The 25155-nt window shown below is 73.4% G+C and carries 32 protein-coding genes and 1 pseudogene; 10 read left to right on the top strand and 23 right to left on the bottom strand.

The features are described 5' to 3' along the window. Positions 1–3: 3 nt before the first annotated feature. Entirely contained in the window at positions 4–1134 is a 1131-nt protein-coding gene (locus ABZV06_RS14035) for an NAD(P)/FAD-dependent oxidoreductase (RefSeq protein ID WP_355621400.1), read from the bottom strand. A 24-nt stretch (positions 1135–1158) separates the two neighbouring features. Here ABZV06_RS14035 and ABZV06_RS14030 point away from each other — a divergent pair, with 24 nt between their 5' ends. Continuing rightward, complete coding sequence (locus ABZV06_RS14030) at positions 1159–1875, top strand: TetR/AcrR family transcriptional regulator (RefSeq protein ID WP_355233390.1); 717 nt, start codon at positions 1159–1161, stop codon at positions 1873–1875. Positions 1876–1960: 85 nt separating this feature from the next. After that, complete coding sequence (locus tag ABZV06_RS14025) at positions 1961–2206, top strand: hypothetical protein (RefSeq protein ID WP_266241928.1); 246 nt, start codon at positions 1961–1963, stop codon at positions 2204–2206. A gap of 57 nt (positions 2207–2263) precedes the next feature. On the opposite strand, the gene ABZV06_RS14020 is transcribed toward ABZV06_RS14025, so the two are convergent. The 3 genes from ABZV06_RS14020 to ABZV06_RS14010 are packed head-to-tail and all read right to left on the bottom strand — an operon-like array spanning position 2264 to position 5381. After that, positions 2264–2614, bottom strand: a complete 351-nt coding sequence (locus ABZV06_RS14020) for a DUF3140 domain-containing protein (protein WP_355233387.1) — start codon at positions 2612–2614, stop codon at positions 2264–2266. Beyond that, positions 2614–2826 carry a hypothetical protein gene (locus ABZV06_RS14015; RefSeq protein ID WP_355621398.1) on the bottom strand — a complete coding sequence of 71 codons (213 nt, stop codon included), beginning with the start codon at positions 2824–2826 and terminating at the stop codon, positions 2614–2616. The genes ABZV06_RS14020 and ABZV06_RS14015 overlap by 1 nt, the downstream gene beginning before the upstream one ends. Next, positions 2823–5381, bottom strand: a complete 2559-nt coding sequence (locus ABZV06_RS14010) for an ATP-dependent Clp protease ATP-binding subunit (protein ID WP_355233383.1) — start codon at positions 5379–5381, stop codon at positions 2823–2825. Before ABZV06_RS14010 ends, ABZV06_RS14015 begins: the two co-directional genes overlap by 4 nt. A gap of 141 nt (positions 5382–5522) precedes the next feature. On the opposite strand from ABZV06_RS14010, the gene ABZV06_RS14005 reads away from it, so the two are divergent. The 5 genes from ABZV06_RS14005 (at position 5523) to ABZV06_RS13985 (ending at position 10609) form a co-directional block, all read left to right on the top strand. After that, positions 5523–5903, top strand: a complete 381-nt coding sequence (locus ABZV06_RS14005; protein WP_355233381.1) for a hypothetical protein — start codon at positions 5523–5525, stop codon at positions 5901–5903. A gap of 152 nt (positions 5904–6055) precedes the next feature. After that, complete coding sequence (locus ABZV06_RS14000) at positions 6056–6316, top strand: hypothetical protein (RefSeq protein ID WP_030332749.1); 261 nt, start codon at positions 6056–6058, stop codon at positions 6314–6316. Positions 6317–6322: 6 nt separating this feature from the next. Further along, entirely contained in the window at positions 6323–7282 is a 960-nt protein-coding gene (locus ABZV06_RS13995) for a hypothetical protein (RefSeq protein WP_355233378.1), read from the top strand. Then, positions 7275–9950 carry an FtsK/SpoIIIE domain-containing protein gene (locus tag ABZV06_RS13990; protein ID WP_355233376.1) on the top strand — a complete coding sequence of 892 codons (2676 nt, stop codon included), beginning with the start codon at positions 7275–7277 and terminating at the stop codon, positions 9948–9950. The genes ABZV06_RS13995 and ABZV06_RS13990 overlap by 8 nt, the downstream gene beginning before the upstream one ends. After that, the gene (locus ABZV06_RS13985; protein ID WP_355233374.1) at positions 9947–10609 is read left to right on the top strand and encodes a hypothetical protein; all 663 of its coding nucleotides are present in this window, start codon (positions 9947–9949) and stop codon (positions 10607–10609) included. Before ABZV06_RS13990 ends, ABZV06_RS13985 begins: the two co-directional genes overlap by 4 nt. On the opposite strand, the gene ABZV06_RS13980 is transcribed toward ABZV06_RS13985, so the two are convergent. Together ABZV06_RS13980 and ABZV06_RS13975 are read right to left on the bottom strand one after the other, a co-directional pair. Next, the gene (locus tag ABZV06_RS13980; protein WP_355621395.1) at positions 10575–11909 is read right to left on the bottom strand and encodes a cupin domain-containing protein; all 1335 of its coding nucleotides are present in this window, start codon (positions 11907–11909) and stop codon (positions 10575–10577) included. The two genes, ABZV06_RS13985 and ABZV06_RS13980, sit on opposite strands and share 35 nt — an antisense overlap. A 15-nt stretch (positions 11910–11924) precedes the next feature. Next, positions 11925–12161, bottom strand: a pseudogene (locus tag ABZV06_RS13975) (hypothetical protein); the annotation flags it as partial. A 157-nt stretch (positions 12162–12318) separates the two neighbouring features. Between ABZV06_RS13975 and ABZV06_RS13970 the strand changes: the two are divergent. Then, the gene (locus tag ABZV06_RS13970; RefSeq protein WP_355621392.1) at positions 12319–13092 is read left to right on the top strand and encodes a DUF72 domain-containing protein; all 774 of its coding nucleotides are present in this window, start codon (positions 12319–12321) and stop codon (positions 13090–13092) included. Positions 13093–13099: 7 nt separating this feature from the next. Here ABZV06_RS13970 and ABZV06_RS13965 read toward each other — a convergent pair whose 3' ends face one another. The 14 genes from ABZV06_RS13965 to ABZV06_RS13900 form a co-directional block, all read right to left on the bottom strand. Beyond that, a complete protein-coding gene (locus ABZV06_RS13965; RefSeq protein ID WP_355233366.1) occupies positions 13100–13528 on the bottom strand; it encodes a DUF2267 domain-containing protein in 429 nt (142 codons plus the stop codon). Continuing rightward, complete coding sequence (locus ABZV06_RS13960; RefSeq protein ID WP_355233364.1) at positions 13521–13706, bottom strand: hypothetical protein; 186 nt, start codon at positions 13704–13706, stop codon at positions 13521–13523. Before ABZV06_RS13960 ends, ABZV06_RS13965 begins: the two co-directional genes overlap by 8 nt. A gap of 111 nt (positions 13707–13817) precedes the next feature. Beyond that, positions 13818–14012 carry a DUF397 domain-containing protein gene (locus tag ABZV06_RS13955; RefSeq protein WP_355621389.1) on the bottom strand — a complete coding sequence of 65 codons (195 nt, stop codon included), beginning with the start codon at positions 14010–14012 and terminating at the stop codon, positions 13818–13820. 201 nt (positions 14013–14213) lie between these two features. After that, positions 14214–14369: a hypothetical protein gene (locus tag ABZV06_RS13950; RefSeq protein ID WP_355233360.1), complete on the bottom strand. Its 156-nt coding sequence runs from the start codon at positions 14367–14369 to the stop codon at positions 14214–14216. 104 nt (positions 14370–14473) lie between these two features. Next, on the bottom strand, positions 14474–14656 hold the full coding sequence (locus ABZV06_RS13945) for a hypothetical protein (protein ID WP_355233358.1): 183 nt from the start codon (positions 14654–14656) through the stop codon (positions 14474–14476). 122 nt (positions 14657–14778) lie between these two features. Beyond that, the gene (locus ABZV06_RS13940; RefSeq protein WP_355621386.1) at positions 14779–15975 is read right to left on the bottom strand and encodes a helix-turn-helix transcriptional regulator; all 1197 of its coding nucleotides are present in this window, start codon (positions 15973–15975) and stop codon (positions 14779–14781) included. Between the two features lie 178 nt (positions 15976–16153). Then, complete coding sequence (locus tag ABZV06_RS13935) at positions 16154–17023, bottom strand: DUF72 domain-containing protein (protein ID WP_355621383.1); 870 nt, start codon at positions 17021–17023, stop codon at positions 16154–16156. Between the two features lie 48 nt (positions 17024–17071). Continuing rightward, positions 17072–17470, bottom strand: a complete 399-nt coding sequence (locus tag ABZV06_RS13930) for a TraR/DksA C4-type zinc finger protein (RefSeq protein ID WP_355233352.1) — start codon at positions 17468–17470, stop codon at positions 17072–17074. Positions 17471–17620: 150 nt separating this feature from the next. Beyond that, on the bottom strand, positions 17621–18256 hold the full coding sequence (locus ABZV06_RS13925; protein ID WP_355233350.1) for a uridine kinase: 636 nt from the start codon (positions 18254–18256) through the stop codon (positions 17621–17623). 46 nt (positions 18257–18302) lie between these two features. Next, a complete protein-coding gene (locus tag ABZV06_RS13920; RefSeq protein WP_355233348.1) occupies positions 18303–18908 on the bottom strand; it encodes a winged helix-turn-helix domain-containing protein in 606 nt (201 codons plus the stop codon). Between the two features lie 260 nt (positions 18909–19168). Further along, positions 19169–19747: a winged helix-turn-helix domain-containing protein gene (locus ABZV06_RS13915; RefSeq protein WP_355233344.1), complete on the bottom strand. Its 579-nt coding sequence runs from the start codon at positions 19745–19747 to the stop codon at positions 19169–19171. A gap of 51 nt (positions 19748–19798) precedes the next feature. Further along, on the bottom strand, positions 19799–20287 hold the full coding sequence (locus ABZV06_RS13910) for a rhodanese-like domain-containing protein (RefSeq protein ID WP_355052432.1): 489 nt from the start codon (positions 20285–20287) through the stop codon (positions 19799–19801). A 37-nt stretch (positions 20288–20324) separates the two neighbouring features. Continuing rightward, positions 20325–20780, bottom strand: a complete 456-nt coding sequence (locus ABZV06_RS13905) for a cysteine dioxygenase family protein (protein ID WP_355233340.1) — start codon at positions 20778–20780, stop codon at positions 20325–20327. A gap of 106 nt (positions 20781–20886) precedes the next feature. Continuing rightward, entirely contained in the window at positions 20887–21264 is a 378-nt protein-coding gene (locus ABZV06_RS13900; RefSeq protein WP_355233338.1) for a signal peptidase I, read from the bottom strand. 61 nt (positions 21265–21325) lie between these two features. Here ABZV06_RS13900 and ABZV06_RS13895 point away from each other — a divergent pair, with 61 nt between their 5' ends. Both ABZV06_RS13895 and ABZV06_RS13890 read left to right on the top strand, forming a co-directional pair. Further along, entirely contained in the window at positions 21326–21718 is a 393-nt protein-coding gene (locus ABZV06_RS13895; protein WP_355233336.1) for an ankyrin repeat domain-containing protein, read from the top strand. Between the two features lie 15 nt (positions 21719–21733). Continuing rightward, positions 21734–22684 carry a DUF3500 domain-containing protein gene (locus ABZV06_RS13890; RefSeq protein ID WP_355621380.1) on the top strand — a complete coding sequence of 317 codons (951 nt, stop codon included), beginning with the start codon at positions 21734–21736 and terminating at the stop codon, positions 22682–22684. A 165-nt stretch (positions 22685–22849) separates the two neighbouring features. On the opposite strand, the gene ABZV06_RS13885 is transcribed toward ABZV06_RS13890, so the two are convergent. The 3 genes from ABZV06_RS13885 to ABZV06_RS13875 form a co-directional block, all read right to left on the bottom strand. Beyond that, positions 22850–23608, bottom strand: a complete 759-nt coding sequence (locus tag ABZV06_RS13885; RefSeq protein ID WP_355233332.1) for a class I SAM-dependent methyltransferase — start codon at positions 23606–23608, stop codon at positions 22850–22852. 166 nt (positions 23609–23774) lie between these two features. Then, positions 23775–24266 (bottom strand): DUF2231 domain-containing protein, encoded by a 492-nt coding sequence (locus ABZV06_RS13880; RefSeq protein ID WP_355621377.1) that lies wholly within the window; start codon positions 24264–24266, stop codon positions 23775–23777. Between the two features lie 129 nt (positions 24267–24395). Next, the gene (locus ABZV06_RS13875; RefSeq protein ID WP_355233698.1) at positions 24396–25136 is read right to left on the bottom strand and encodes a GAF and ANTAR domain-containing protein; all 741 of its coding nucleotides are present in this window, start codon (positions 25134–25136) and stop codon (positions 24396–24398) included. Positions 25137–25155: the final 19 nt, after the last annotated feature.

Below are 25155 nucleotides of genomic sequence, written 5' to 3'. Positions count from 1 at the left end.
GGTCTAGCGGGGCGCGGCGGGCTCTGCGGTGCGTGGCGTGAAGAAGCGGACGAGGTCGTCGGCCGCCGTCGGGGACAGCATCATCGCCTGAACCCGCGCGCACATCTCGGCGATCGGTTGGATCCTCGCGAACATCGCCTCCTCGTACGACCGGATCGCCGCGTCCGGGTCGGCGGGGTGGGCGACGATCTCCCGCGCGAGTTCGGCGGCGTCCAGCATGGCCTGGTTGGCACCCTCGCCGACCGGAGGCATGAGGTGCGCGGCGTCACCGAGGAGGGTGATGCCCGGCTGGTGGGCCCAGCGCGCGCCGACCGGCAGGGCCTCGACCCGGCGTGTGGTCGGCGCGTCGTCGCCGGCGTCGATGAGGGCGGTCAGACGGGTGTCCCAGCCGTCGAACAGGTCCAGCAGGACACGCTTGTCCCGGTAGGCGTCGAGGTCTCGGTCGTCGGCGGGGAGGGAGATCCCGACCCGGATGCTGCCGTCGCCGAGTCGCTGCGCGGCGAGGATCTGGCTGACGCCGACGCACCACAGGTTCCCGGGACCGACCAACTCGGCGAGGTCCGGGTGGCGTCGTTCGGCGTCGCTGATGGTCAGCTCGACGTGGCTGGACACGTGGGACAGCTGCGCGTCGGTCAGCAGCGCCCGGACGACCGAGCGCGCGCCGTCCGCGCCGACCAGGATGTCGCACTCGGCGCGGTGGCCACTGTCGAAGGTGAGGACGAAGCCCCCGCCTCGTCGCGGCGACGCCGCGACGAGCCGGCGCCCCCACGCGACGGCGTCGGGCGGGAGCGCGTCGAGCAGAAGACCACGCAGTACGGCGCGGTCGACCTCCGGGCGTCCGTCGAACGAGCCGGGTCGCGGCATGTGGTGCACGAGGGTACGTCCGGCCGGGTCGAGGATGCGGTGCTCCTCGCCCTCGGGCCGCGCCGTCGACCGGAACTCCTCGTCCAGACCCGCCTCGGCGAGAGCGTGCTGCCCGGACTCCGGGTGCAGGTCGAGCATCCCGCCCTGTGCGCGCGCGGACCGGTTCGCCTCGCGTTCGTGGACCACCGCCTCGATGCCGTGTCGGCGCAGGATCCGTGCCAGCGTCAACCCGCCCAGGCCACCGCCGACGATCGCCATTCGCATCATCATTCTCCTTACCGTACGCTGTAATGCGTGGATACACCGTACGGTAGCGAAGTGGTGCCCGTGTGGGAACGGCCCGAGCCTCGCCCCCGGGCGACGCCGGTGCCGCTGAGCCGCGCGAAGATCGCCGACGCGGCGATCCGGCTCGCCGACGCGCACGGCCTCGACGGCCTGTCGGTCCGCCGGATCGCCAAGGAACTCGACGTCGGACCGATGCGCCTCTACGACTACGTGGCCAACCGGTCAGAGCTGCTCGACCTGATGGTCGACGCCGTCTACGCCCAGATCGCCGAAGCCGGTCAGCACTCCGACTGGCGCACCACGCTGCTGGCCATCGTGCGGCGGACCCGCGCCGCCGCCCTCGAGCACGAGTGGTTCTCCGACCTGCTCGGCGGGCGACCCCACCTGGGGCCGCACGCGCTCGCCGTGGGTGAGTCGACCGCCGCGGCGCTCAGCCAGGCCCCCGGCATACGCGGCGTCGACGACCTCCAGCGGGCCCTGGGCGCCCTCAACGCCTTCATCGTCGGGGCGCTGCGGCGGGAGGTCACCGAGCGGCGCACCGCCCGTTCCACCGGCACCGAGCTGAACGCCTGGCAGGCCAGCCTCGGCCCCTACCTGACGCGCATGCTCGACACGGGCCGCTATCCCACCGTCGCCCGACTCGTCATCGAGGGCGCGCACCTCGACGCCGAGGAGACCTTCGCGCACAACCTGACAACCCTCCTGGACGGCGTCGCCGGGCGGTGACACGACCGACCAGCGAGACGAAGGCCACCCGCGACGCGGCGGTCACCGGCGGTGCGAACCGCCGCTGTCCGGGTATCTGGCGGACATGACCGATCTCTACCCGCCCGCCGACGACCGCGAACTGCTCCGCCAGGCCGCCGCCGCGCACACCGCCGCCACCCGCCAGGTCGAGGCGTTCCTGCGCCGGCTGCCAGAGGTGCCCGACCCGGCCGACGTCACCGAGTACGCCAACCTGCTCACGCGCGAGGACCAGACCCGGGGCGAGCGCGACGCGGCCGCCGACGCGGCGGGGCTGACCATCGGCAGCCTGGAGCCCGACCAGGGCCAGTAGCGCGCGACGACGGTGCCGCCCCGGACCGGGGCGGCACCGTCGCACAGGTCGACGAACTCAGCGTTCCACGAGTGGATCGTGGCCGAGGTCGAGCAGCGAGTGCCGCCACTCGTCGTCGGCGTTGCCGCGCCGGGGCTTGGCGTCCATCAGCTCGCGGATGCGCTCGACCGCCTCCCGCATCACGTCGATGTCCTCCGGCGTGAGGTCGACCTTGCGCTTGTTGAGCACCTTGAGGATCTCCCGCCCCGGCTGGGGCAGGTCGAGGTCCGGGTTCGGGCTGAACGACTCCTCCCCCGAGCCCCGGGTCAACAGCCAGGTGCGCAGCTGCTCGGACGGGACGTTGACCTCGGCGTGGAAGTCCTCCCAGAGCACTTCCACCTCGGGGTCGAGCCGCGTGTCGCGTACCATCAGGTCTCCTCTCGACGATGGTGACCCGACGTCTCCGGGTCGTCCTGGTCGGTCTTCGGATGCAGGCCCTCGGCGGGCACCCGCGTCCGGCGCGGATTCGCGGTCGGGGGCGCCAGGATCGGGTCGGGATGGTCGTCCTCGTCCCGGGGCTTCGCGGCGTCCGCGTCCTCGTGCGGCTCCTCGTGCTCGTCGCGTCGCGCCGGCCCGCTCATCGCGGGTGTGTTGTCGTGGCGGCGGTGTAGCCCCGCTCGCCCGCGGTCACCTCGAAGGTGAGTTGCCCGTCGCGGGCGTCCACGACGACCTTCTGCCCGGGCGAGATCGCGGATTCCAGCAGCATCCGGGACAGGTGGTTGTCCACCTCGCGCTGGATCACCCGGCGCAGCGGACGGGCGCCGAACTCCGGCTGGTAGCCGTGCTCGGCCAGCCAGTCGACGCCGGCGGTGGTGAACTCCACCTGGATGTCCTGGGCGTGCAGCCGGCGACGGGTGTCCTCCAGCAGCAGCGCGGTGATGTCGCGCAACTGCTCGGCCTCCAGCCGGCGGAAGATGATGACCTCGTCGATGCGGTTGAGGAACTCGGGGCGGAAGTTCTCCTGGAGGCGGCGCATCAGCCGCTCGCGCAGCTCGTCGTTCTCCTGCTCGCTGCCGGGCGCGCCGGTGCCGAAGCCGACGGCACGCTGCGTTCCGGTGATCAACTCGGAGCCGAGGTTGCTCGTCATGATCAGTACGGTGTTCTTGAAGTTCACCGTACGACCCTGACTGTCGGTGAGCCGCCCGTCGTCGAGCACCTGGAGCAGGATGTTGAACACGTCCGGGTGGGCCTTCTCGATTTCGTCGAGCAGCACCACCGCGTACGGGCGGCGGCGTACCGCCTCGGTGAGCTGACCGGCCTCCTCGTAGCCGACGTACCCGGGCGGGGCGCCGACGAGCCGGCTGACGGTGTGCCGCTCCTGGAACTCGCTCATGTCGACGCGCACCATGCGGTCGGCCTCGCCGAACAGCGCCTCGGCCAGGGCGCGGGCCAGCTCGGTCTTGCCGACGCCGGTGGGTCCGAGGAACAGGAAGCTGCCCATCGGGCGCTCCGGGTCGGCGAGCCCGGCACGGGAGCGGCGGACCGCCTCGGCCACCGCGGTGACCGCGTCGTCCTGGCCGACGATCTTCTCGTGCAGGTGACCCTCCAGGCGCAGCAGCCGGTCGCGCTCCTCCTCGGTGAGCTGGCTGACGGGGATGCCGGTGGCCCGGGAAACCACCTCGGCGATCTCCTGCGGGCCCACCTCGGGCACCTGCGAGGACGACATTCCGTCCTCGCCGTTGGCGCGCCGGATCTCCCCCTCCAGCTCGGCGATCCGATCGCGCAGCGCGGAGGCGCGCTCGTACTGCTCGTCGGTGACGGCCTGCTCCTTGTCCCGGCGTACGTCGTCGAGCTCCTGCTCCAGCTCCCGCACGTCGGACGCCGGGGTGCGGGTACGCAGCCGGACCCGCGCGCCGGCCTGGTCGATCAGGTCGATGGCCTTGTCCGGCAGGAACCGGTCGGTGACGTACCGGTCGGACAGCTCGGCGGCGGTGACCAGCGCCTCGTCGGTGAAGCGCACCTGGTGGTGCGCCTCGTACCGGTCCCGCAACCCGCGCAGGATGGCGATGGTGTCGTCGATGCTCGGCTCGGGCACCAGCACCGGCTGGAACCGCCGGGCCAGCGCGGCGTCCTTCTCGATGCTCTTGCGGTACTCGTCCAGCGTGGTCGCGCCGATCACCCGCAGCTCGCCGCGCGCCAGGGCGGGCTTGAGCATGTTGGACGCGTCCATCCCGCCCTCGCTGCCGGCGCCTCCCGCGCCGACCAGGGTGTGGATCTCGTCCAGGAAGATGATCAGCTCGTCCCGGTGCGCCCGGATCTCGTCGATGACCTTCTTGAGGCGCTCCTCGAAGTCGCCCCGGTAGCGGGTGCCGGCGACCAGGCCGGCGAGGTCGAGCTGGACGACCCGCTTGCCCAGCAGGGTCTGCGGCACGTCCCCGTCGCAGATCCGCTCGGCCAGCCCCTCGACGATGGCGGTCTTGCCGACACCCGCCTCGCCGATGAGCACCGGGTTGTTCTTGGTCCGCCGGGACAGGATCTCCACGGCCTGCTCGATCTCGTCGGCGCGGCCGATCACGGGGTCGATCTGGTCGTTGCGGGCCAGGTCGGTGAGGTCCTGGCCGTACTGGTCGAGGGTGGGCGTGCCCCGGTCCGGCTTCGGCCCGTTCATCGGGCCGCGCTCGGCGTTGGCGGCCTGCAACGACTCGGGCTGGATTCGCCCGGCGGCCAGCATCCGTCCGGCCGGCGACTCGGGGTTGAGCGGCAGGGCCATCAGGATGTGCTCGGGGCCGATGTAGTTGGCCCCCATCGCCCGCGAGAGCTGGTGGGCGTCGAGCAGCGCCCGCTTGGCCGCCGGGGTCAGCGACAGGTTGGGCGGCACCTCGCCGCGTGGCGCGCCGTCGCCCTTGCCGCCGAGCGCGTTGAGCAGGGTGTCCGGGTCGGCGCCGGCCCGGCGTACGAGATCGCGCAGGGGTTCGCGTTGCAGGGCCGCCCACAGCAGGTGGTCGGTGTCGAGGTCGCTGCTCTGCCGCTGCGCGGCACGGCGGGCCGCGTCGGCCAGCATCTCCCGCGCGTCGGCCGTCATCAGGCGGGTGATGTCGACCCGGTGCGGCGGTCGGCGTCCTCCCTCTCCCCGGCCGAAGTACCGGGCCAGGAATTCGTCCCACGGGTCGGAGCCGAGATCACCGGGTCCCATCATGTCTGTCCTCCGCAGTCGGGCGCGGCACGGTCGGCAGGGGCTACCCGGCACCCGGCCCGACAAACGCCGCACGCGGTGGCGCACCCCGCGTTGTGGAGTGGCGTCCGGCCGGTTCGGGCCGGTGGATGGCAGGCTGGCGGCATGACTGAGAACCCGCTGCTGATCGTCGACGGCGCCAACGTGGTGGGCTCCCGCCCGAACGGGTGGTGGCGGGACCGGGCCGGGGCCGCCGCCCGGCTGCGGGACGCGCTCGCGCCGGTGGCCGCCGAAGGGCTGCCCGCCCGGTTGCCGGCACCTGTCGACGTGGTGCTCGTGGTCGAGGGCGCGGCACGGGACGTACCGGGCATCGACGAGGTCCGCGTGGTCTCCGCCCCCGGGTCCGGCGACGACACGGTGGTCGAGCTGGTGGAGGCGGCCCCGCAGCGCCGCCGGCTGGTGGTCACCGCCGATCGGGAGCTGCGCGAGCGGGTCACCGCCCTGGGCGCCGAGGTGTACGGCCCGCGCTGGCTCCGCGATAATTGAGAAGTTCTCGCACTGGGACTCCCACAGAACGGACTCCCGGCACTTCCAGGGGGTTAACGGTCAGGTGGGCAGGAACACCGCCAGGGCGGATGTTCTCCCGTGGACACCGATAGGCTCTAATGGAGATCTCCCCGCCCCCAGGAGGTTCCGCCGTGGCGAGCGTCGCCGAGCTGAAGGCTGCCATCGATGTCGCCCTCCAACAGATCGGCGACGGGCAGACAGCCGTCCAGGCGGCGGGTGAGAAGCTGTCCGAGGCGCAGCAGACGCTGGCCGGCGCACTGGAGGGCAGCGGGCACGAGACGGTCGAGGCGGCCCAGGCGTCGCTGACACAGGCCAGTCAGGAGCTGGAGGAATGTCTCGCCGCGACACTGGTCGCGGTGGAGCAGGCCCAGCTCTACGTCTCCACTCTGTAGGCCGGCGTGTCCATCATCGAGGACATCGGCGGCCAGGTCCGCGCGGCAAGCGAGGAGTTCCCGGTCGGCCTGCTCGGTCAGGCCCTGGAGAAGTTCGGCCTGGCCGCGGAGCGGCTGCGGTGGGTCCGCCAGGAGTCGGCCAACCCGATGGGGGTTCCCGAGCTTTCCGCCGCCACCGAGCACGCCGAGAGCGCCAACTACGCGCTACGGGTGGCGCAGGAGCAGTTGTCGGCGTACCTGACCGCGATCGGGTTGACCGCCGACGGCACCCCCGCGCCCCGGCCAGAGCAACGCGACCAGCGCGACCAGCGCCACGACGAAGCCCCGTCGGACGGGCCGACCACCGTGGCGCCGGAACGGGCGGAGCAGGTGCGGATGCGTCGCTGGTGGTCGGTGCGGGTGGCCGAGCTGACCGGTGGGCGCGACGGTGCCGGCGACGAGCCGGACGAGCAACTGCGCGACTCCCAGGAGCTGCTGCACCGGGTCGTACGCGGCGTACGCGCCGGTGACCGCGACCGCCTCCGTACCGAGCTGCGCCGCGCCTCGGCCGACGTGGGCCTCGGGATGGCGGCGCTGGCACCGCCGCTGCTGCGCGAGCTGGCCGGTGAGCTGCTGGGGCACCCACCCCGTGCCGCCGACCTGGGCCGGCTGCGCGGAGAGCTGGACGGCCGGGTCCGGGACCTGCTGCCCGGGCTGCCACCGCCGGTGCTGGAGACGCTGCTGACCCGGGTGTGCCGCATGCCGCCGCCGCGGTCGTCCGGGGAGCCACCACACGCCGCCGACTCCGCGGTGGCCGCCGGTGTCACGGCCGGGCTGCTGCTCGCCCGGCTGGGTCGGGACCTGGCCGTCGCCGGCGGCACGCCGCAGTCTGCACCGGATCCGGCCGAACCGAAATCCGGCGGCCCGCCGCCCCGGGCGGGCAGCCCGTGGCGGGACGCGCCGGCACGCCGGGGCTCCGATGGCTGACCAGCGCGGGCAGCTGGCCACCCGCGTCCGGGACGCCCTCGCCGAGGCGCTGGGCGCCACCCGTACCCGACTGTCGGCGGCACAGGCCGAGCTGAGCGCCGGCCGGGAACGGCTCGCCCGGGTCCGCCGGGCCGCCGCCGCCGTACCCGAGCGGGTGGGTGGCCAGCGCGACCGCCGCCTCGCCGAGATCGACGCCCGGCACGCCGCCCGGATCGCGGAGCTGGCCCGCCAGGCCGCCGCCGCCGCACGCCGGGAGGCACCCGGCTGCGCGGGCGCCGACTGGCCGGGCTGGACACCCACGCCCCTGAGCCGGGCCGAGCCGCCCGGCGCGCTGCGCGTCGGCACGGTCCGGCTCGACGACGTCGAGCCGGTGCCCGCGCTGGTGCCGCTGCTCGACGCCGGACACGTCCACCTGTCCGGAGAGGACCGCGCCGGCTGCGACGCCGTGGTGTCCGCGCTGCTGCTGCGGGCCGTCGGCCGCGCCGACCCCGGTGGGGTACGACTGATCGGGTACGACCCGGAGCACCTCGGCGGCGGACTGGCCGGATTCGCGCCCCTGGGCACGGCGGGGTTGCTCACCTTCGTCGGACCGGGCGGGTTGGGCCCGTTGCTCGACGACCTGGTCGAACAGATCCGGCGGATCAACGAGACGGTGCTGGCCGGCGAGTACGGGTCCCTGCGGGAGCTGGCCTCGGCGACCGGCCGCCGTCCCGAACCGTGGCGCGTGGCGGTGCTGCTCGGCGGCGACGAGCTGAACCGGCACGAGCGCGGGCAGCTCGACCGGGTGGTCCGCGCCGGTGCCGCCTGCGGGGTGCACCTGGTCGTCCGTGGTGTGCCGCTCCCCGACGACCCGACCGTGACCCGCGTGGTGACGGACGCCTCGGGCGCTCGGATCGGCGGGCCGTCGGGCCTGTCGGTCCGGCTGGACCCGCCGCCGCCGGCGACGCTGGTCACCGAGACCTGCCGCGAGATCGCCGCCCGGGTGAACGAGGGTCCGCCGCCGACGCCGTTCGGCGACCTGCTGCCGCCGCCCGAGCTGATGTGGCGGGAGAACTCGGCGGACGGCCTGACCGTGCCGATCGGCGAGGGACCGCAGGGCCGGTCGGTACGCCTGACACTCGGCGACTATCCGCCGCACGCCCTGATCGGAGGCCCGTCCGGCACCGGCAAGACCAACCTGATCTTCGCGTGGATCGGCGCCCTGGCGGCCCGCTACTCCCCCGCCGAGCTGGAGTTCTATCTCCTGGACTTCAAGGAGGGAGTGTCCTTCGCCCGGTTCGCGCAGGGTCGGCGTGACCCGAGCTGGCTGCCGCACATGCGTCTGGTCGGTATCAACGTCAACACCGACCGGGAGTTCGGGTTGGCGCTGCTGCGGTTCCTCGCCGAGGAGCTGCGGCGGCGGGCCGACGCGGCCAAGAAGCACGAGGTCACCAAGCTGGCCGAGCTGCGCGCGGTGGACCCGACCGGGCACTGGCCACGCATCGTCGCGGTGGTCGACGAGTTCCAGATGCTGCTGGCCGGCCGCGACGTGGTGGCCCGGGAGGCCGCCGACCTGCTGGAGGACCTGGCTCGCCGGGGCCGGTCACAGGGCATCCATCTGGTGCTCGCCTCGCAGGACGTCCGGGGCATCGAGGCGCTGTGGGGGCGTCCCGCGCTGGTGGCCCAGTTCGCCCTGCGGATCGCGCTGCCGAAGGCGTTGCGGATCCTCGCCGAGCGCAACGACGCGGCGCAGTCGCTGCCGCGCTGGCACGCGGTCGTCAACGCCGAGTCGGGCATGGTCGAGGGCAACGAGGTCGCCCGCATCCCGGCCGCCAGTGACTGGGAGACGTGGAGCGGCCTGCAGCACCGCCTGTGGCGGATGCGCCCGCCGGACGCGGCGCCGGCCCGACTCTTCGACGGTGACGCGATCCCCCGGCTGACCGAGGCGCCCGACTTCCGGGCTCTCGAAGCCCCGCCGGACGGCCGTGCGCCGCGCACCCCGGTGGCCCTGCTCGGCGAGATCATCGACGTGCAGGCGCGCTCGGCGGCGCTGCGGCTGCCCCGCGCGCCGGGGCGCAACCTGGCGGTGCTCGGCACGCGGGTGGACGAGGCGTGCGCGGTGCTGGACGCCGCGGCCCGGTCGCTCGCCCGCCAGCACCCGCCCGGCACCGCCCGCTTCTCCATCGCCTGTCTCGACCCGGACGCCGACGGCATCGCCCGCGCGCTCTACGACGACCTTGCCGACGATGCCGCCTGGTACGACGAGGAGACCGTCGGCGAGTTGATGACCGAGACGGCCGACGGGCTGTCCAGCACGGGCAGCCCGCACTACCTGCTGCTGTTCGCGGTCGATGCGGCAGCCGGCGCGCTGGCGGCCCGGACCGGGCGGCGTACCGGTCTGGAGCAGTTGCGCCGGATCCTGCACGACGGCCCGGAGCGGCGTACCCACGTGCTGGCCTGGTGGCGGGGCGTGGCGCGGATGCGCGCCGACCTCGGCGGTCCGGCCGCCCGCACCGACCAGATCGGGGCCTGGGTGGCGTTGGACGCGCACGGCGGCGAGCTGGGCGCGTCGCTCTACCCGGGCACCGGCGGCCCGGACTGGTATCCCCGCCCGTGGCGTGGGCTCTTCTTCGACCGTGCGGTGCACCGCACGGGCCACGTGGTCATCCCCTATGGACCGTCGCGATGAACGAACCGGTGGAGAGTGAGACGTACACGGCGCAGCTGCGACGGCTGGCCGAGCTGACCGCCCGGGTGCACGAGCAGCGTGCCGAGGCACGTACCTGGTACGAGCGGCAGTGCGCGGCGGCCGAGCGGGCCGTCGCCGAGGCCGTCGCCGAGGTGCGGCGTGCCGAGCAGGAGCTGGTCGACGCCCGCGAGGAGCAGGAGCGGGTGGACGCCGAGGTGGCACACCTCTGGCAGCAGGCCCGGGCACGGCTGGGCGCTCGTCGTCTCGGCGGACCGCCCGCGCCGGCCAACGGCGGTGACGGGGCCGACCCGGCGTCGCTGCTCGGCCGCGCCCGTGACCTGCTCAACCGGGCCGGGCAGCCGGGTGAGCTGCCGGGCTCGGCCAACCCCCTGCTGGCGCTGTGCGGGGTGGGCGGCGCGGTACTGGGCTACGCCCTGGGCGTTGCCGCTCGAGCGCTCGGCGTCGGGTACGGCGGCGACCTGGCGGTCGGGATGCCGGTGCTGGCGCTGGTGGTGACGCTGTTCGGGCCGCTGATGGGGCTGGCGCCGGCGCGGCTGCTGGCCGATCGTCGGCACGCGATGCTCGGTCCCCGACCGATCATGGTGGTGCTCGGCGCCGGGTTGGTCACGACGGTGCTGCTCCTGGTGCTCGGCCGCTGACCGGCACCAGGACCGCCTCGCGCAGCAGCCGGCGGGCCAGGGTGACCCGGTCGGCGTCGTCGGGCAGGCCCGGCAGGTCACCGACGCGGACGGCGGTGCCACCGAGCAGCGCCCGGGTCGCCGCCGCGCAGTCGGCGGGGAGCGTGATCGTGCGGTCGAACAGCCGCAGCGCCACCTGGCCGTCTCCGTGCGGCACGAGCTGCCAGCGCAGGCCGGGTCGCAGGGTGAGCCGGGAGTCGGCGTCCAGCGTGGCCAGCGCGCCGGCCTGGGCGAGCGGACGGATCGGCGCCGGACGGGCCGCCGGCCAGGCGCGTTGCCGCAGCCGCGCGGCCACCGCCCCCGGGTCGGCCCGCAGCAGCCAGTCGCGCAGCGCCTCCACCGTCTCGGTCAGCTCCGGTTCGATGGCGTCCGGGTCCGCGACGTCGGTGCCGAACGGCAGGCTGGCCCGCAGCCTCTGGTCCTCGGCGGCCAGCGCGAGCAGCTCCTCGACGAGCGCGTAGCGGGTCAACGCGCGGATGCCCACGGTCAGGTGCAGCGAGCTGGCCTCCTGCGCCTGCGCGCTGTGCAGCCAGCCGCGCGGCAGGTAGAGGGCGTCGCCGGGCGCGAGCACCACGTCCAGCGCGGCGGGGCCCTGCGCGGTGGCGCCGACCTCGTCGGCGCGGCCTCCCCAGGGCTGCTTCTCCAGCGGGTCGGGCAGGACCGGCGGGTGGATCCGCCAGTGCTTGCGGCCGTCCACCTGGAGCACGAACACGTCGTGGGTGTCGTAGTGGGTGGCGAAGCCCTGGCTGCCCGCCGGGGTGAGATAGGCGTTGACCTGCAACGGCTGGCGCAGCGCGAGGCCCAGGTCGCGGGCGAAGTCGACGAGCGGCGGCCAGATCCGGTGCAGGCCCTGCAACACCAGGGTGGCTCCGCCGGCGTACTGCTCGAGGATCCGCTCGTCGAGCACCTGGTCACCGATCTCGGCGCCGGCCCCGCCGCCGCCGGTCCAGCGGGCCGCCGGCACGAGCTGTCCGTCCTTGGCGACGCGCAGGAAGGGGGTACGCAGACCGCGCCGGCTGAGCAGCTCGTCGGCGTCGTCCGGGCTGAACAGGTCGGTGAAGCCCGCCGGGTCGGGCAGCTCGGCCGCGCGCGACAGCAGCGGGGTATGGCCCCAGTGCGCGGCGGCGAACTTCGCCGGCTCGACCGAGACGCAGCGCGCCAGCGCGGCGACGGCGCTCGCCGCGACGGGTACGCCGCCATCGGGAGCAACGGACGGAACCGCCGGGTGGCCGTGGCCACCCGGCGGGTCGAGGTGCGTCATGCCGTCCCGCTACCGGGCGCTGCCGTCGGCGCCACCGTCCTGGTGACCCGGGGTCGCGCCACCGTCGGCCGGACCCTCCGCGCCACCATCGGCGCCACCGTCCTGGTGACCCGGAGTCGCGCCACCGTCGGCCGGACCCTCCGCGCCACCATCGGCGCCACCGTCCTGGTGACCCGGAGTCGCGCCACCGTCGGCCGGACCTTCCAGGCCGCCGCCGCCCGTGGTCTGCATGTCGTCGTCGTTGAGTGCCATCGGTACTCCCTCGGGTGTGCCGCCCCGCCGTACGCCGGGGTCCGTCGTGCTGCGGGTGGTACCCCACGCGCGATCTTCTCTAACCCACACCGTAGACGCCGAACCGGGACGACACGGTCGGTTCGCGGGCGGCGGCGGAGAGTGCCAGGATGGGGCGGTGATCCTGGTGGGTACGTCGGGCTGGCAGTACCGGGACTGGCGGGGTCGCTTCTACCCGCAGCCGCTGCCCCAGCGACTCTGGTTGGAGCACTTCGCGGCGGGCTTCGCCACCGTCGAGGTCAACAACGCGTTCTACCGGCTGCCCGAGCGCGAGACGTTCGCGGCGTGGCGGGAACGAACCCCGGCGGACTTCTGCGTGGCGGTGAAGATGAGCCGCTACCTCACCCACATCAAGCGTCTGCGCGAGCCGGCCGAGCCGGTGGCGCGGTTTCTCGGCCGGGCCACCGCCCTCGGTGACCGGCTCGGTCCGGTCCTGCTGCAACTGCCACCGAACCTGCGGGTGGACGTCAACGCGCTCGACGCGACACTGCGACTGTTCCCCGAGGGGGTGCGGGTGGCCGTCGAGCCCCGGCACCCGTCGTGGTGGACCGACGCCACCCGGGCCGTCCTGGAACGACGGCGGGCGGCGTTGGTCTGGGCGGATCGCCTCGGTCGTCCGGTCGCCCCGCGCTGGCGTACCACCGACTTCGGCTACCTGCGGCTGCACGAGGGCCGGGCCCGGCCGTGGCCGCACTACGGGCGTACCGCGCTCGGCTCGTGGGTCCGCCGGCTCGCCGACGCGTTCGGCGCGGACGAGCCGGCGTACGTCTACTTCAACAACGACCCCGGCGGCGCGGCCGTCACCGACGCCGTCACGTTCGCGGCGCTGGCCCGCGGGGCCGGCCACCCGGTGTCCCGGGTGCCGTCCCCGCCGGACAGCGCCGATCGGTGAGCCCGTCTCAGGGCAGCATCATCGCGAGGTCCTTGGGCATGGTGTCCTTCACGTCCTGCCACTCGCCCTGGGTGACGTGCCGACGCAGAGTGTCCAGCACCACCTGCGTCACCCGCTCCGCGCCGCCCTCGACGTCGTACGGGAAGCCCTGGCGGACCTCGTAGAGGAAGTCGTCGCGGTTGAGCTTGATCGGCACGTCGGACGGGTTCCAGCCGTCGAAGTAGATCCCCCGGACCAGCACGGGCAACTGCTGGGCGAACTCGACGCTCTCGTTGACCGCCAGCCGGTCGCGCAGCAGGTGCAGCACGGTACGCAGCGCGGCGTACGACTGGTTGCGCCGATCCTTCGGCCACCCGTAGGCGTCCTCGATGTCCTTGAGGATCAGGTTGGTCTTGTCCAGCGAACTCTCGAACGCGGAGATCATCGAGTCAGGCATCGGTCGACCCCCGATCCGTGCTCTCCCAGCGTCGCTCGTCGGTGCGTCGCGGTGGTCCCACCGGGCCGCGCCGGGCCCGCACCGGGCTGCCCTGCGGGGCGCGCCGGGCGTTGTCGGCCGTGCCAACCACGTGCAGGACGGCGCCACGCCGTCGATCCGTCACCACTCGAACCGTCATCCCCCGTCACCTCCGTGTCGTCTCCGGCCGTCGCACGGCCGTACCCACCGTGTCCACCCTGCCCGCCGGGTGGGTGAGCCGACCCCACCCGGATCGGGTGAGACAGCCCGGTCAATAGGTCTGACCTGAGCGGATGGAGTCGACGAACGCCGTCCATTCGTCCTTGTCGACGATGATCTGCTGGCTGGGCCGCCGCGAGCTGCGGATGATCAGGTTCAGGTCGGCGTCGATAGCCACCTCGACGCAGTTCGGGCCGGAGTTGTCACACCGGTTCGGACGTACGAACGTGGGCTTGTCCATATCCATCCCGCCTGCGTTTGACGGGTCGTCGGCGAGGGGTGGTCCGAGGTGCCACAGGTCGTGAGCGACCAACTGGCCGAACGCGTTCGCCCACAGCCAGCACCGCCCCCGAATGCGGCAGTGGGGACAGCCTCCGTCCACGGGGCGGTGCGCGATGATGGTCTGCCACCAACGAGAGGCGAGCGGGGCCGAAGGGATGGGGGGCGTTCACGGACGCTCACCGGCGGTGGCGGCAAGTACGTCGACGCTGACCAACAGCTCCCAGCAGAATGGCGCGGCGCAGTCCGCCGTGGGCCAACTGCACTCCGGGCCGTGCCCGTAAACCCAGGCAAAGCGCGGGTCGTGCGAGTCGTGGACGGACACGATGACGATGTCATGAAAGGTCTGGCCCTCGATGCCGGGACTCGGCTGCCACTGGGTGGGCCGCACCGACACTCGGGTGCCGGCAGCTGGATACCTGCGGGCGGTCACCGGGCGGGCCCGTCGTGGCCGCATGCGCGGCGGTGCGCCTGCGCGACGGACCGGGCGTGGGCCAGGAGCCGCTGCTTGGCCTTTGCCTGCTCGGCTGCCTGGATTCGCTGGCCGGTGCCGGGCAGGACGGGTGGTGGGGTGGGCGTGAGTAGCCGCCGAAGCCGCGGGACGATGTGCACGGTGTCGCCTCCCCAAATCAAGAGCGCGACGACGTCGCAGTCCCTTCGCGCCCAACTCGGTCACCAGGGACGCTATGTACGACTACGCAACGCGAGGGGGACGGACCATCCCCCTGGCACGGTTACCCCTCCACGCCGATAGCGAGGGCCAGCTCGCGCGCGTCCTCCCCTACCGTTCCGGGGCGCGAGGACAAGTCGAAGGAGGCGGTCCGCGAGTACGGGTTGTGTCGGACCGTGTCGACGCTCTCGCGGAGCGCGCGGCCGAGCAGGTGCACAGCGGCGACTTCCTCGCGGCGCAGCAGATGCGCCCGGGCCGCCTCGATCAGGTGGCCAGCGCGACGGGTACGCGACGGCAGCGCGGAGTAGTTCGTCGAGTCGGCGCGCCGCACAGCCTCCCCGGCGCGGCACAGATCCGTCTCCAGCGTCACCGCGTACGCGGAGCAGGCGGCAGGGCCGAACATGAGCCACGGGTGGACATAGCCGGCCCCCAGGCGGCTGGCGGCATCGTCAGCGGCGTCCCAGGCACGCCACGCCTGCCCGTCCCGACCGGCCTTCGCGTGGCCGAGCGCACGGCCCAGTTGAAGCTGGGCCCACCGTGCGTACTGCTCGGTGCCCGCCTCCCTGTCGACGAGCCGCTCCGCGTCGACGAGCACAAGCTCGGCCGCGTCGACCTGATTCGCCGACCGGTACACATGTGCGTAGTACCACGCCGCCGCCGCAATCGCGTTCGGGTCGTCGGCGTCCTGCGCGGCGCTCATGGCCCGGTCGGCGGCCAGCCAGACCAGCTCCGGGTAGGGCTGGTGAGCGAGGAACAGCTGGGCCAGGTGGTAGACGCGTGCCAGCTCGGCCAGCGCGGCGCGCCGGTCAGCGGCGTCGAGTCGTCTCGCCGAGCGGCGGGCGTCGTCGAGCAGCCCGGGCAAGACCGCAGCGACGGCGGTCCGCTCGGTGCTGGACCGGTGCCACAGCGTCCACGCCTGGTCGACCAGGCCGCGCAGGATGTCGACGGGCGTTGGTTCCCCGGCGGAGACGGAGGTGCGTTGCATGGCGGTCGCGACGCCGTCGACGGCCGGATGACCCGCCCGGGTGACCGACGCTACCGGCAGGGACTGATCGCCGGTCAACACGGCCAGGTCTGAAAGGTCGAGAACTTCGGCCAGGCGTAGCAGCATCGGCAGCCGGGGTGTGAGCAGGCGGCCGGACTCCAGCGCCTTGACCCAATCGGCGCTGCGACCGACGAGGCCACCGAGGACAACGCGGGTCTTGCCGGCGCGTTCGCGGTGGGCGCGTAGGCGGGCACCGAAGGATGTTGGCTCGGTCATGGCCGCTCCCAGGTAGAGGACTGGGCGGCGGCACCGCCGGCCTCTACACCAACGGGGCCGCCGCCTCCGACGGTACCGCTGGGCAGCGCGTCCGTCACGCTCCGCGCGGTCTCCGGACGGAGCGTGCCCGCACCTGGGGCAGCTGCACCAATCCCGATCCCGCCGACGCTCTCCGCGTTCAACCAGCCAGCAAGGCCTGCAACTGCTTGCCGTTCTCTTGCGCGTAGTCCCTATAACAATTGTTCATGAGCACGTGGGTCTCGCCTGCGGAGTCGGCCAGTTCGCGCAGCTTCGGCGCCCAGTCGGCCAGTTCCCGCTTGGAGTAGTGGTAGCCGAACTTCTCGTGGATGTCCTTGCTGGTCCACTTGTCGCTGTGGCCGTGGAAGCGCATCACGGCGAGGTCGCCGGTGGCGGCCAGCACCGGGGGCACCGACGAACGGTGGCCCTGCGGCATGTCCACGCAGACGTACGACAGGTCGTGCTCGCGCAGGAAGGAGAGCGTCTCGTCGGCGTTGTCGCCGTCGAACCAGGACGCGTGGCGGAACTCGTACACCGGGCGCAGCGGAGCGCAGCGTTTCGCCACCTCCAGCAGGTACTGCTTGTTGGCCCGCTTGATCGTGAACCAGGGCGGGAACTGGAACAGCAAAGCGCCCAACTTGCCCGCCTCGACCAGCGGGTCCAGCGCCGACAGGAAGCGCGTCCACACCTCCTCGTACGCCTGCGCGGGCAGGTCGTCGGGGTAGACGTTCTTCTTGTCCGTCTCCGGACGCAGGTCCTTGTAGAGCGCGCCGACCCGGGTGGGATGACCGGTCAACAGGCTGAACGCCTTGATGTTGAACGTGAACCCGTCCGGCGTGCGGTCGACCCAGAGGCGTGCGGTCGACTCGGCGGGCGGCGAGTAGTAGGTCGCGTCCACCTCGACCAGCGGGAACTGCCGGGCGTAGTACGCCAGGCGTTTCTCCGGGTTGTCCGCCGTCTGGGGATACCAGCCCGAGTCGAGCAGTGTGCGGTCGGTCCAGGACGCGGTGCCCACCAGGATGTCACCCATGGATGCAGTCCATCGTGTCGAAGACCGACCGGCAACCGCTGCCGTCGCTCAGGCGGCCCGCCGCTCGCGGGTCTGCTTGCAGGTCACACAGGTGGTGGCGGCCGGGAAGATCTCCAGCCGCTCGACCGGGATCGCCGCCGAGCAGCCCTCGCACCAGCCGTACGTACCCTCGGCGAGGCGACCCAGGGCGTGCTCGTACTGGGCGCGCCGGTCGAGGATCGTCCGCAGCAGCGACTGGGCGGTGTCCCGCTCGGCCGTCTTGGTGCCACTGTCGGCCTGGTCGTCGCCGGCGGTGTCGCCGACCTCCACCAGACGCAGCACCTGGCTCTGCAGCAGGGCCTGGTCGTACTCGGCGGTCAACTCGTCGTAGCGCGCCTGCAGGGAGTGCCGGATCTGGTCGGTCTCCGTCTGGGATCGGCCGGTGCCGACCGTGTCGTGGACGAGCATCGCTGCCTGCCTTTCCTGGCCTGTGGTTCACGTGAACCGGGTCCGGCGGCGTGGTGCCCCGGTAGCGGTCGCATGCGGTGCGCGAGCGGTCACCCGCGCTCTGTGAGCCGGGCGAGTACCCGCCGAACCCGGCGTGCAAACGGGCGAATCTCAGCCCTCGACGAGCGCGGGGTGGCGGGGGTCGTCGGCGCGTACGACCACGTCGGCGAAGCTGGCGGGAATTACCTCCTCCGCGTAGCGGTCGAAGGCCGGCAGGGTCCACTCCCGGGCAGGTTCGGTGCGGCGGCGCAACGCCGCCGCGGACACCTGGAGGTGGACGCTCACGTCGAACGGCAGCGCGCCGCCGAGCAGGAGCGCGCCGCTGACCAGGACCACGCCGCCCGGCGGCAGATCGACGTACGCGGCGCGGCTGGCCCGGTCGGCGGTGGAGTCCCACAGCGACGGCAGTACCCGCCCGTCGCCGCCGGGACCGGCCGGGTCGAGGACCTCGCGTCGTAGGCCGGTCTCGTCGATCCAGCCCTCGTAGTAGGCGTCCGGGTTGGTGCGACCGAGTTCGAAGCGCAGCGACGCGGGGCGGAGGAAATCGGCGGCGCGTACGTGCAGGACCGGGCGGCCCCGGGCGCGCAGCGGGTCGATCAGCGCGGCGGCCAGCTCGTCCGGGCCGGCAGCCGGAGCGCCGTCGACCGCCACGCGCAGCCGGGCGGGTTCGACGGTGGTCGAGGCGTCGGCCAGCCGGCCGGTCAGCTCGGCGACGAGCAGGTCGGGCGAGATGGGACGGATGCGCACCGGTCCATCCTGCCCCGCCCGGAACGGACTGGCGGTGGTGGCCGGGTCAGCTGGTGCGGTCGACGGTGACGCGCGCGTCGTCGGCCAGCCGGTAACCCACCCCGTAGACGGTGGTGACCAGGGGCACGTCCACGCCGACCTTGCCGCGCAGACGGCGCACGTGCACGTCGACGGTGCGGACACCGGCGTGCTCGTAGCCCCAGACGGCGTTGAGCAGTTGCAGGCGGGTGAAGACGCGACGCGGGTGGGCGACCAGGTGCAGCAGCAGGTCGAACTCCAGGCGGGTCAGGGGCAGCGGCTCGTCGTCCCGCAGCACCGAACGGGACGACGCGAGGATGTGCAGGGAGGGGATCGTCGGAGTGAGGGCGCGCACGGGTGCTCGGTTGGCGGGCACGCCGTCGGCGCGACGCTCCGCCGGAGCGGAGCTGGTGATCACGCCCTCGCCGCGTTCGAGCAGCTCGCGGGCGGCCTCCAGCAGCCGTCGGGCCGGCGGTGTCAGCGAATCCTCGCAGGTCAGCGGGATGGACAGCGTCACGGTGAGCACGGGCGCGGGGGTGTTCGCCGGGCGGCGTTGACCGCCGGGAGGTCGGCCGGGCACCGCGGGTTGGGACGTATGCCATCCGGCGCGCGACGAGGCGGGGCTGACCGACATGGTCCTCCTTGGGCTGGTCCGGGTATCTCCCCACGGCCCGGGACGCCGCTTCGTCGATGCTTCCCGGCGTGCGGGCGAGGGTCAAGAGGCGGCTGCGTTGCATGAATGTGACAATTGACGAACGCATCGGAGCCGGGTGCTCGCTCTGCGTACGAAGTCAGATGATTACAGCAGAGCCACCCAGATGCCCCGTTACGGGGGTCCCCGTCCTGTTCACCATGTCGTTGCCGTCGCCTCCGGACCGGCCGCCCGGCCGCCGTTCAGCGGGTGTGGTCGACGCTGATCCGCGCCTCGTCACCCAGCCGGTATCCCACCCCGTAGACGGTCGTGATCACCTCCGCGCCGACGAGCTTGGCGCGCAGCCGCCGGACGTGCACGTCCACCGTCCGGGCGACCGCGTGCTCGTAGCCCCAGACGTTCGACAGCAGCTGGAGGCGGGTGAAGACCCGGTGCGGACGCTCGGCGAGGAAGAGCAGCAGGTCGTACTCGATGCGGGTGAGGGCGACCATCCGGCCGCCCTGGCGGACCGTCCGCGAGCCGGCCAGGATGCGGACGTCGGTCGGGTCGGTGTCGGCGGTGACCACCGCGGGCGGCTCGACGGCGGCGGTCAGGGCGAGCGGTCGCGGCGTCGGCGATACGTCGTCGGCTGAGCCCAGCCGCCCCTCCCCGGACTCGGCCAGTTCGCCGAGCAACTGCACCAGCCGGGCCAGCCGTGGGCTCATCGGTCCGGGAGCCAGGTCGAGGGTGATGGTCAGGGTCGGGCCGGTGCGCGGGCGGCCGACGGCCCGTCCCGGGTGCGCGGGCGAGTAGGGGCGGGTGGGGATCGCGACGACGGACATCGTGCCTCCTGAGATGGCGGTACGCCCGCCACGCCCGGTGCGGCGTGGGGGTCAGCGGCGCGCCCAGCCGGCGGTGACCGGGGGCGCGAGGGGGGTTGCGCGGTGCAGCGGGGTCGGGCCGAGCGCCGGCAGGCCGGCGATGCGCCAGGCGGCGAACCCGCCGTCGACGTCGGTGGCCCGGCGCAGGCCGATGTCCTGCAACGCGGCGGCGGCCAGCGAGGAGGTGTAGCCCTCCTGGCAGAGGATCACCACCGGCACGTCGTAGTCGACCGCCTCCGGCAGTCGGGCCGGGCAGCGCGGGTCGAAGCGCCACTCCAGCACGTTGCGCTCGACCGTGAGCGCGCCGGGCACGACGCCGTGCGCGGCGCGCTGGGCCGCCGGCCGGATGTCGACCAGCAGGGCCCCGGCACGGTACGCCAGGTGCGCCCGCTCGGGGTCCAGCCGGTCGAGCCGGGCTCGCGCGGCGGCCAGGATCTCGTCGATACCCCGGGAGCCCGGCGGTGGCACGGGCGCCGGACAGTGCTCGGCGGTGAGCTGCATTATCGATTCCTTCCGGTGACGAGAGGGTCGGGGCGATTCACCAGGACCGGCCGGCCTCGGCGACCTCGGCGGCGCGCAGCCGCCCGTCGAGGAGGTCGTAGCGGGTCATCCGGCGCAACGCCGGCCGGTAGACGTGCACGCTGACGGCCGGCTCCGCGCCACGGTTGGTGACCCGGTGCACGTGCCGTGCGCCGAAACGACGGCCGACGCCGGCGGGCAGCACGTGCGGCAGCAGCCGTCCACGGCTGACCGTCTCCTCGGTGAGGGCACCGGCCACCACCCGGAACGCGCCGGCGGAGCCGCCGTGGTCGTGCAGGTCGGTGCCCTGGCCGGGCAGCCAGCTCAGCGCCCACACCTCGTGGTCGTCGGCGCTGGCGAGCCGGGCGTACCAGCGCTCGCTCGGGTCGAAGCGCAGCGGGACCGGCCAACCGCTCGGGTCGGCCCACCGGGCGGCGACGGCGAGCAGGTCGGTGGCCGGGTGATCGTGAGTCATCGGTGGTTCCTCGCGGATCGTTGCGTGGGGTGCCCCCGTACTCTAGCCGGCAAAGCCTATAGGTTTAGTAGGTAATTCCACATGCCGGGACTCCAGTCGCGTCCCCTCAGCGCAGGACCGGCGGCTCCACCCGGTAACCCGGCAGCGACGGCCACCGGACGGTCAGCACCACCGACGCCCGCTCCGCGTACCAGGAGTGGTCCATCCCCCGCGCCCACACCACGTAGTCGCCACGGGCGGCCAACCGGACCGTCCGGTCCGGCAACTCCACCCGGAAGCACCCGTCGACGAGCACCAGCAGGGTCGTCCGGCGCTCACCCGTCGCCCACCGCGACCGGGCCTGCCCGGGCGGGTGCACGCCCCACTTCACCTCGACCTCGGTGCTGTGCCGGATCTCGCCCGGCGGCGCGAAGTGCCCGAGCAGCCAGCCGCCGTCGCCGATCCCGTCGACGTCCGCGTTGCCCACGTAGACCGTCTCACCCATCGGGCCTCCCCCACGTGCCGGCCGAGCAACCTATCAAGGCTGCGGCGACTAGCCTGAACCGGTGACCGACGACCTCGACGCCGAGACCCTGGCGTTCGCGCACCGGATGTTCGACCTCGCACGCGCGGGCGAGGCCGAGGAACTGGCCGCCCAGGTGGACGCCGGCCTGCCGGTCAACCTGACCAACGACAAGGGCGACACCCTGCTGATCCTGGCCGCCTACCACTCCCACCCCGACACGGTGGCCGCGCTGCTGGCCCGCGACGCGGACCACACCCGCACCAACGACCGGGGGCAGAGCGCCCTCGCCGCCGCGGTCTTCCGCAGCAGCGCCGACTCCGTCCGCGCGCTCCTCGCCGCCGGGGCCGACCCGGCGTACGGCAACCCCTCGGCGCTCGAGACCGCGCAGTTCTTCGACCTGCCGGAGATGGTACGGCTGCTGCGGGCCGGCTGACGGTATACAGGGACGGTGGAAGATCCCCTGCCCGAACAGATGCGTGCCGCCGCCACCGCCCTGCTGACCGCGCTCGACCCCGCGACCCGCGTCGCCGCCGCGTACCCGTTCGACGACGAGCCGTCCCGGCGCTGGCTCGAGTACCGGCCGCGCCCCCGCCCCGGCGCCTGCCTCGCCGACCTGGACATCGCCGGGCGCAAGGCCGCGCACCGGCTGCTGGCCACCGCGCTCAGCCCATCGGCGTACGCCCAGGCGATGGCGATCGTCGCGCTCGAGGAGGTCCTGGACCGGGCCGAGGGCTGGCGTCGCGGACGGCACAGCGGCGACTACTGGATCGCCGTGTTCGGCGATCCGGCGCGCGACGACCGCTGGGCATGGCGGATCGAGGGGCACCACCTGTCGGTCACCATGACCATCGTGGACGACCAGGTCTCCCCCGCGCCGGTCTTCTTCGGCGCCAACCCGGCCGCGGTGCGCTACGCCGGACGCGCCGTCTCCCGACCGCTCGGCGTCGAGGAAGATCTGGGCCGAGCCCTGCTGGACGCGCTGGGGCCGGCCGGGCGAGCCGCCGCCATCGTCGCCGACGAGGCGCCGACGGACATCATCAGCGCCACCCGCGCCCGGGTCGACGGCCCGCTCGAACCGCTCGGCGTACCCGCCGACCGGCTCGGTCCCACCGGCCGGGCACTACTCGACCAGGTCGTCGCGCTCTACCTGGACCGGCTGCCGCCCGAGCTGGCCGTACGCGAGGCCACCCGCCTCGCCGGTGGCCAACTGCACTTCGCCTGGGCCGGCCCGACCCGCCCCGGCCAGCGGCACTACTACCGGGTGCAGGGCGACGACCTGCTGATCGAGTACGACAACACCAGCGACGACGGCAACCACGCGCACACCGTGCTCCGCCGCCCCGCCAGCGACTTCGGCGCCGACATCCTGGCCACCCACCACCAGACCCACCCCCACTAACCCCCACCCCACCCCCGCCCCCCGGGGCCCGTCCCCGCTCCCCCCGCGTCGATCTTGCGGTTTCTGTGGCGACTAAAGGTGTTGATGGGGCAAAACGGCGACAGTAAGTGCAAGATCGACGCGGGATTGGGGGGCGGGGAGGAGCGCGGAGGGTGGGGTGGGGGGTTAGGGGTGGGTTGCTTCGATGAGGAAGCGTTGGGCTTGGGCGACGAAGGGGCCCTCATCGACGATGCGGCGGTGCAGGGCGAGCAAGGGCTCGCGGTGACGGTCCACGGTGAACCCGGGCGCGGTCCAGACCACCTTGCGCAGGAACCAGACCACCGCGCCGATGTCGTGAAAGACCGCGCGCAGCGTGGCCTGGCGCAGGTCCACCACCCGCAGGCCCGCCGCCTCGGCGGAAGCCACCGCGTCCTCGGGGTGCCGGCTGTCCGGTGGGGGCAGCGGGCCGAGGATCGCCTCGCTCAACTCGCGCATGGTGCCCGGCCCGATCTGCTGCGACAGGTACGTTCCCCCGGGGCGCAGCACCCGTGCCGTGTCCGCCCAGTCGGTGCGAACCGGGTGGCGGCTGACCACCAGGTCGAAGGAACCGTCCCGGAACGGCAGTGCCGAGTCCGGTGCGACGGCCACCACTGTCGCACCGAGCGGGCGCAGGTTGCGTCGTGCCACCAGGACGTTCGGCGGCCACGCCTCGGTGGCCACCAGCACCGTCGGCGACTGCGGGATCTCGGCCAGCACCTCGCCGCCGCCGGTGTCCACGTCGAGCGCGGCATCGGCGCGACCCATCCGGTCCGCGACGAGCCGGGCGTACCCCCAGGGTGGACGTTCCTCGGTGGCCCGGCCGGCCAGCCACCCGAAACCCCAGCCGTCGACGGGCGCGGCGGCGGCTTCCGCGATCAGTTCCTCGGCGGTACGCGCGTCGGTCACGGCGATCAGCCTCGCCGGCCCGCCACCCGAGCGGCAATCCATTTACCCCGCACGTGATCGACTCGCGTTCCTGCAAGCCGTCCTGTCATCGAGCCGCCGACGCCCCGTCCTTCCCGAGACCGAGTCGATCACGCGAACCGGAGAGGGCGACGCGGCACGGGCCTGGTCACGGGTGGGGGCGGACGACCTCGACAGTGCCTCCGGCGAGCGCGTCCAGGCTGCCGGTCTCGGCGCGACCGGCGTCGAACTGACGCATGAGCCGTGCGCCCAGGTACACACCGACCCCGCCGGCGGCCAGCGCGACCAGCTCGGTGGCCACGATCGCCGCCGTCGCGCCCCGAGCCGGCGAGTGGGCACGGACCAGGCTGCTGATCAGGAACAGACCCGCCATGGCCGCGTTGACCACGTTGAAGGCGATGGCGGTACGGCGGGTTCCGTCGACCGGCACGTCCCACAGATCGACCATGCCCGCGATCGCCGTCATGGCGGCGGCGAAGAGGGCCGCGACGCCGGTCCAGTAGCCGACCTCGCCGAGGAAGACCGGTCCGCCCGCGACGTCGGTGAGGTCGAAGACCGTGGCGCTGACGAAGAGCCCGAGCGGGAACGTCACCAACATCGGTTGGATGGGGTGCCCCTGCACCCGCAGCCGGCTCTGCATCGGTCCTCCCCAGGTTCGAGCACACTCCACCAGTAGCAGAGTGCTACCCGAGCCCTCGTCGGGCGAAACGACAGCGCCCGACTCGCCGCCGAGCGGGAGAACGGGCACCCGCCCGCACCGACGGGCCGGTCAGCTCTCGCGGGGGCGGGAAACCGTCCGGACGAGGCGTTCGGCCACCTCACGCAGCGGGATGTCCAGCGACGAGGCGGCGGTGCGCAGCACGTCGAGGGCCTCTGCCGGTGGGCACCCACGCTGCGTCATGATCACGCCGATCGCCTGGCCGACGACGCCGTCGTGCAGGAGCGAGGCGTCCCGCTCACCGGCGAGCACCTGCTGGCGGCGCCGATCGCGGACGGCGGCCAGCAGCAGGCCGGCGTGCTCGGCGAGCAGCATCGCGGTGAGCTGGTGCTGCGGGGTGAGGACGTCGGGCGCGGCGGCGTACAGGTTGATCGACCCGACCACCTGGTCGTCGATGTCCACCGGCGCGCAGATCACCCCGCGCACACCGAGGTCGCGGGCGTGGGGCGTCCAGGCCGGCCACCGCGACTCGCCGCCGAGGTCGACCGCGAGGATCATCTCGCGCCGTCGGATCGCGCTCATCGCCGGCGAATCGGGCCCGTGTCGCAGGTCGTCGAGGCCGGCCATCTGCTCGTCGGAGGCGGCAACGCCGGCCGGCTCGCCGGCCCGCAGTGCGGTGAACCCGCACCAGCGCACCCCGGCCACCGCGTCGCGGGTGACCCGGACCAGCGCCAGCAGCGCCTCATCGAAATCGGTCAGCGCGATCAGGCTGGCGGTCAGCTCCCGCAACAGCGCGGCAGTTTCCAGCACACCGAGTCGCTCGACCACCGGCTCCCGCGTGTCCAGGTTCACCGTCGCACTGCCCTCGTAG

This window comes from Micromonospora sp. NPDC005172 (assembly GCF_040608555.1).
Lineage (GTDB): Bacteria > Actinomycetota > Actinomycetes > Mycobacteriales > Micromonosporaceae > Micromonospora.
This window is presented reverse-complemented; position numbering and strand designations above follow the sequence as displayed.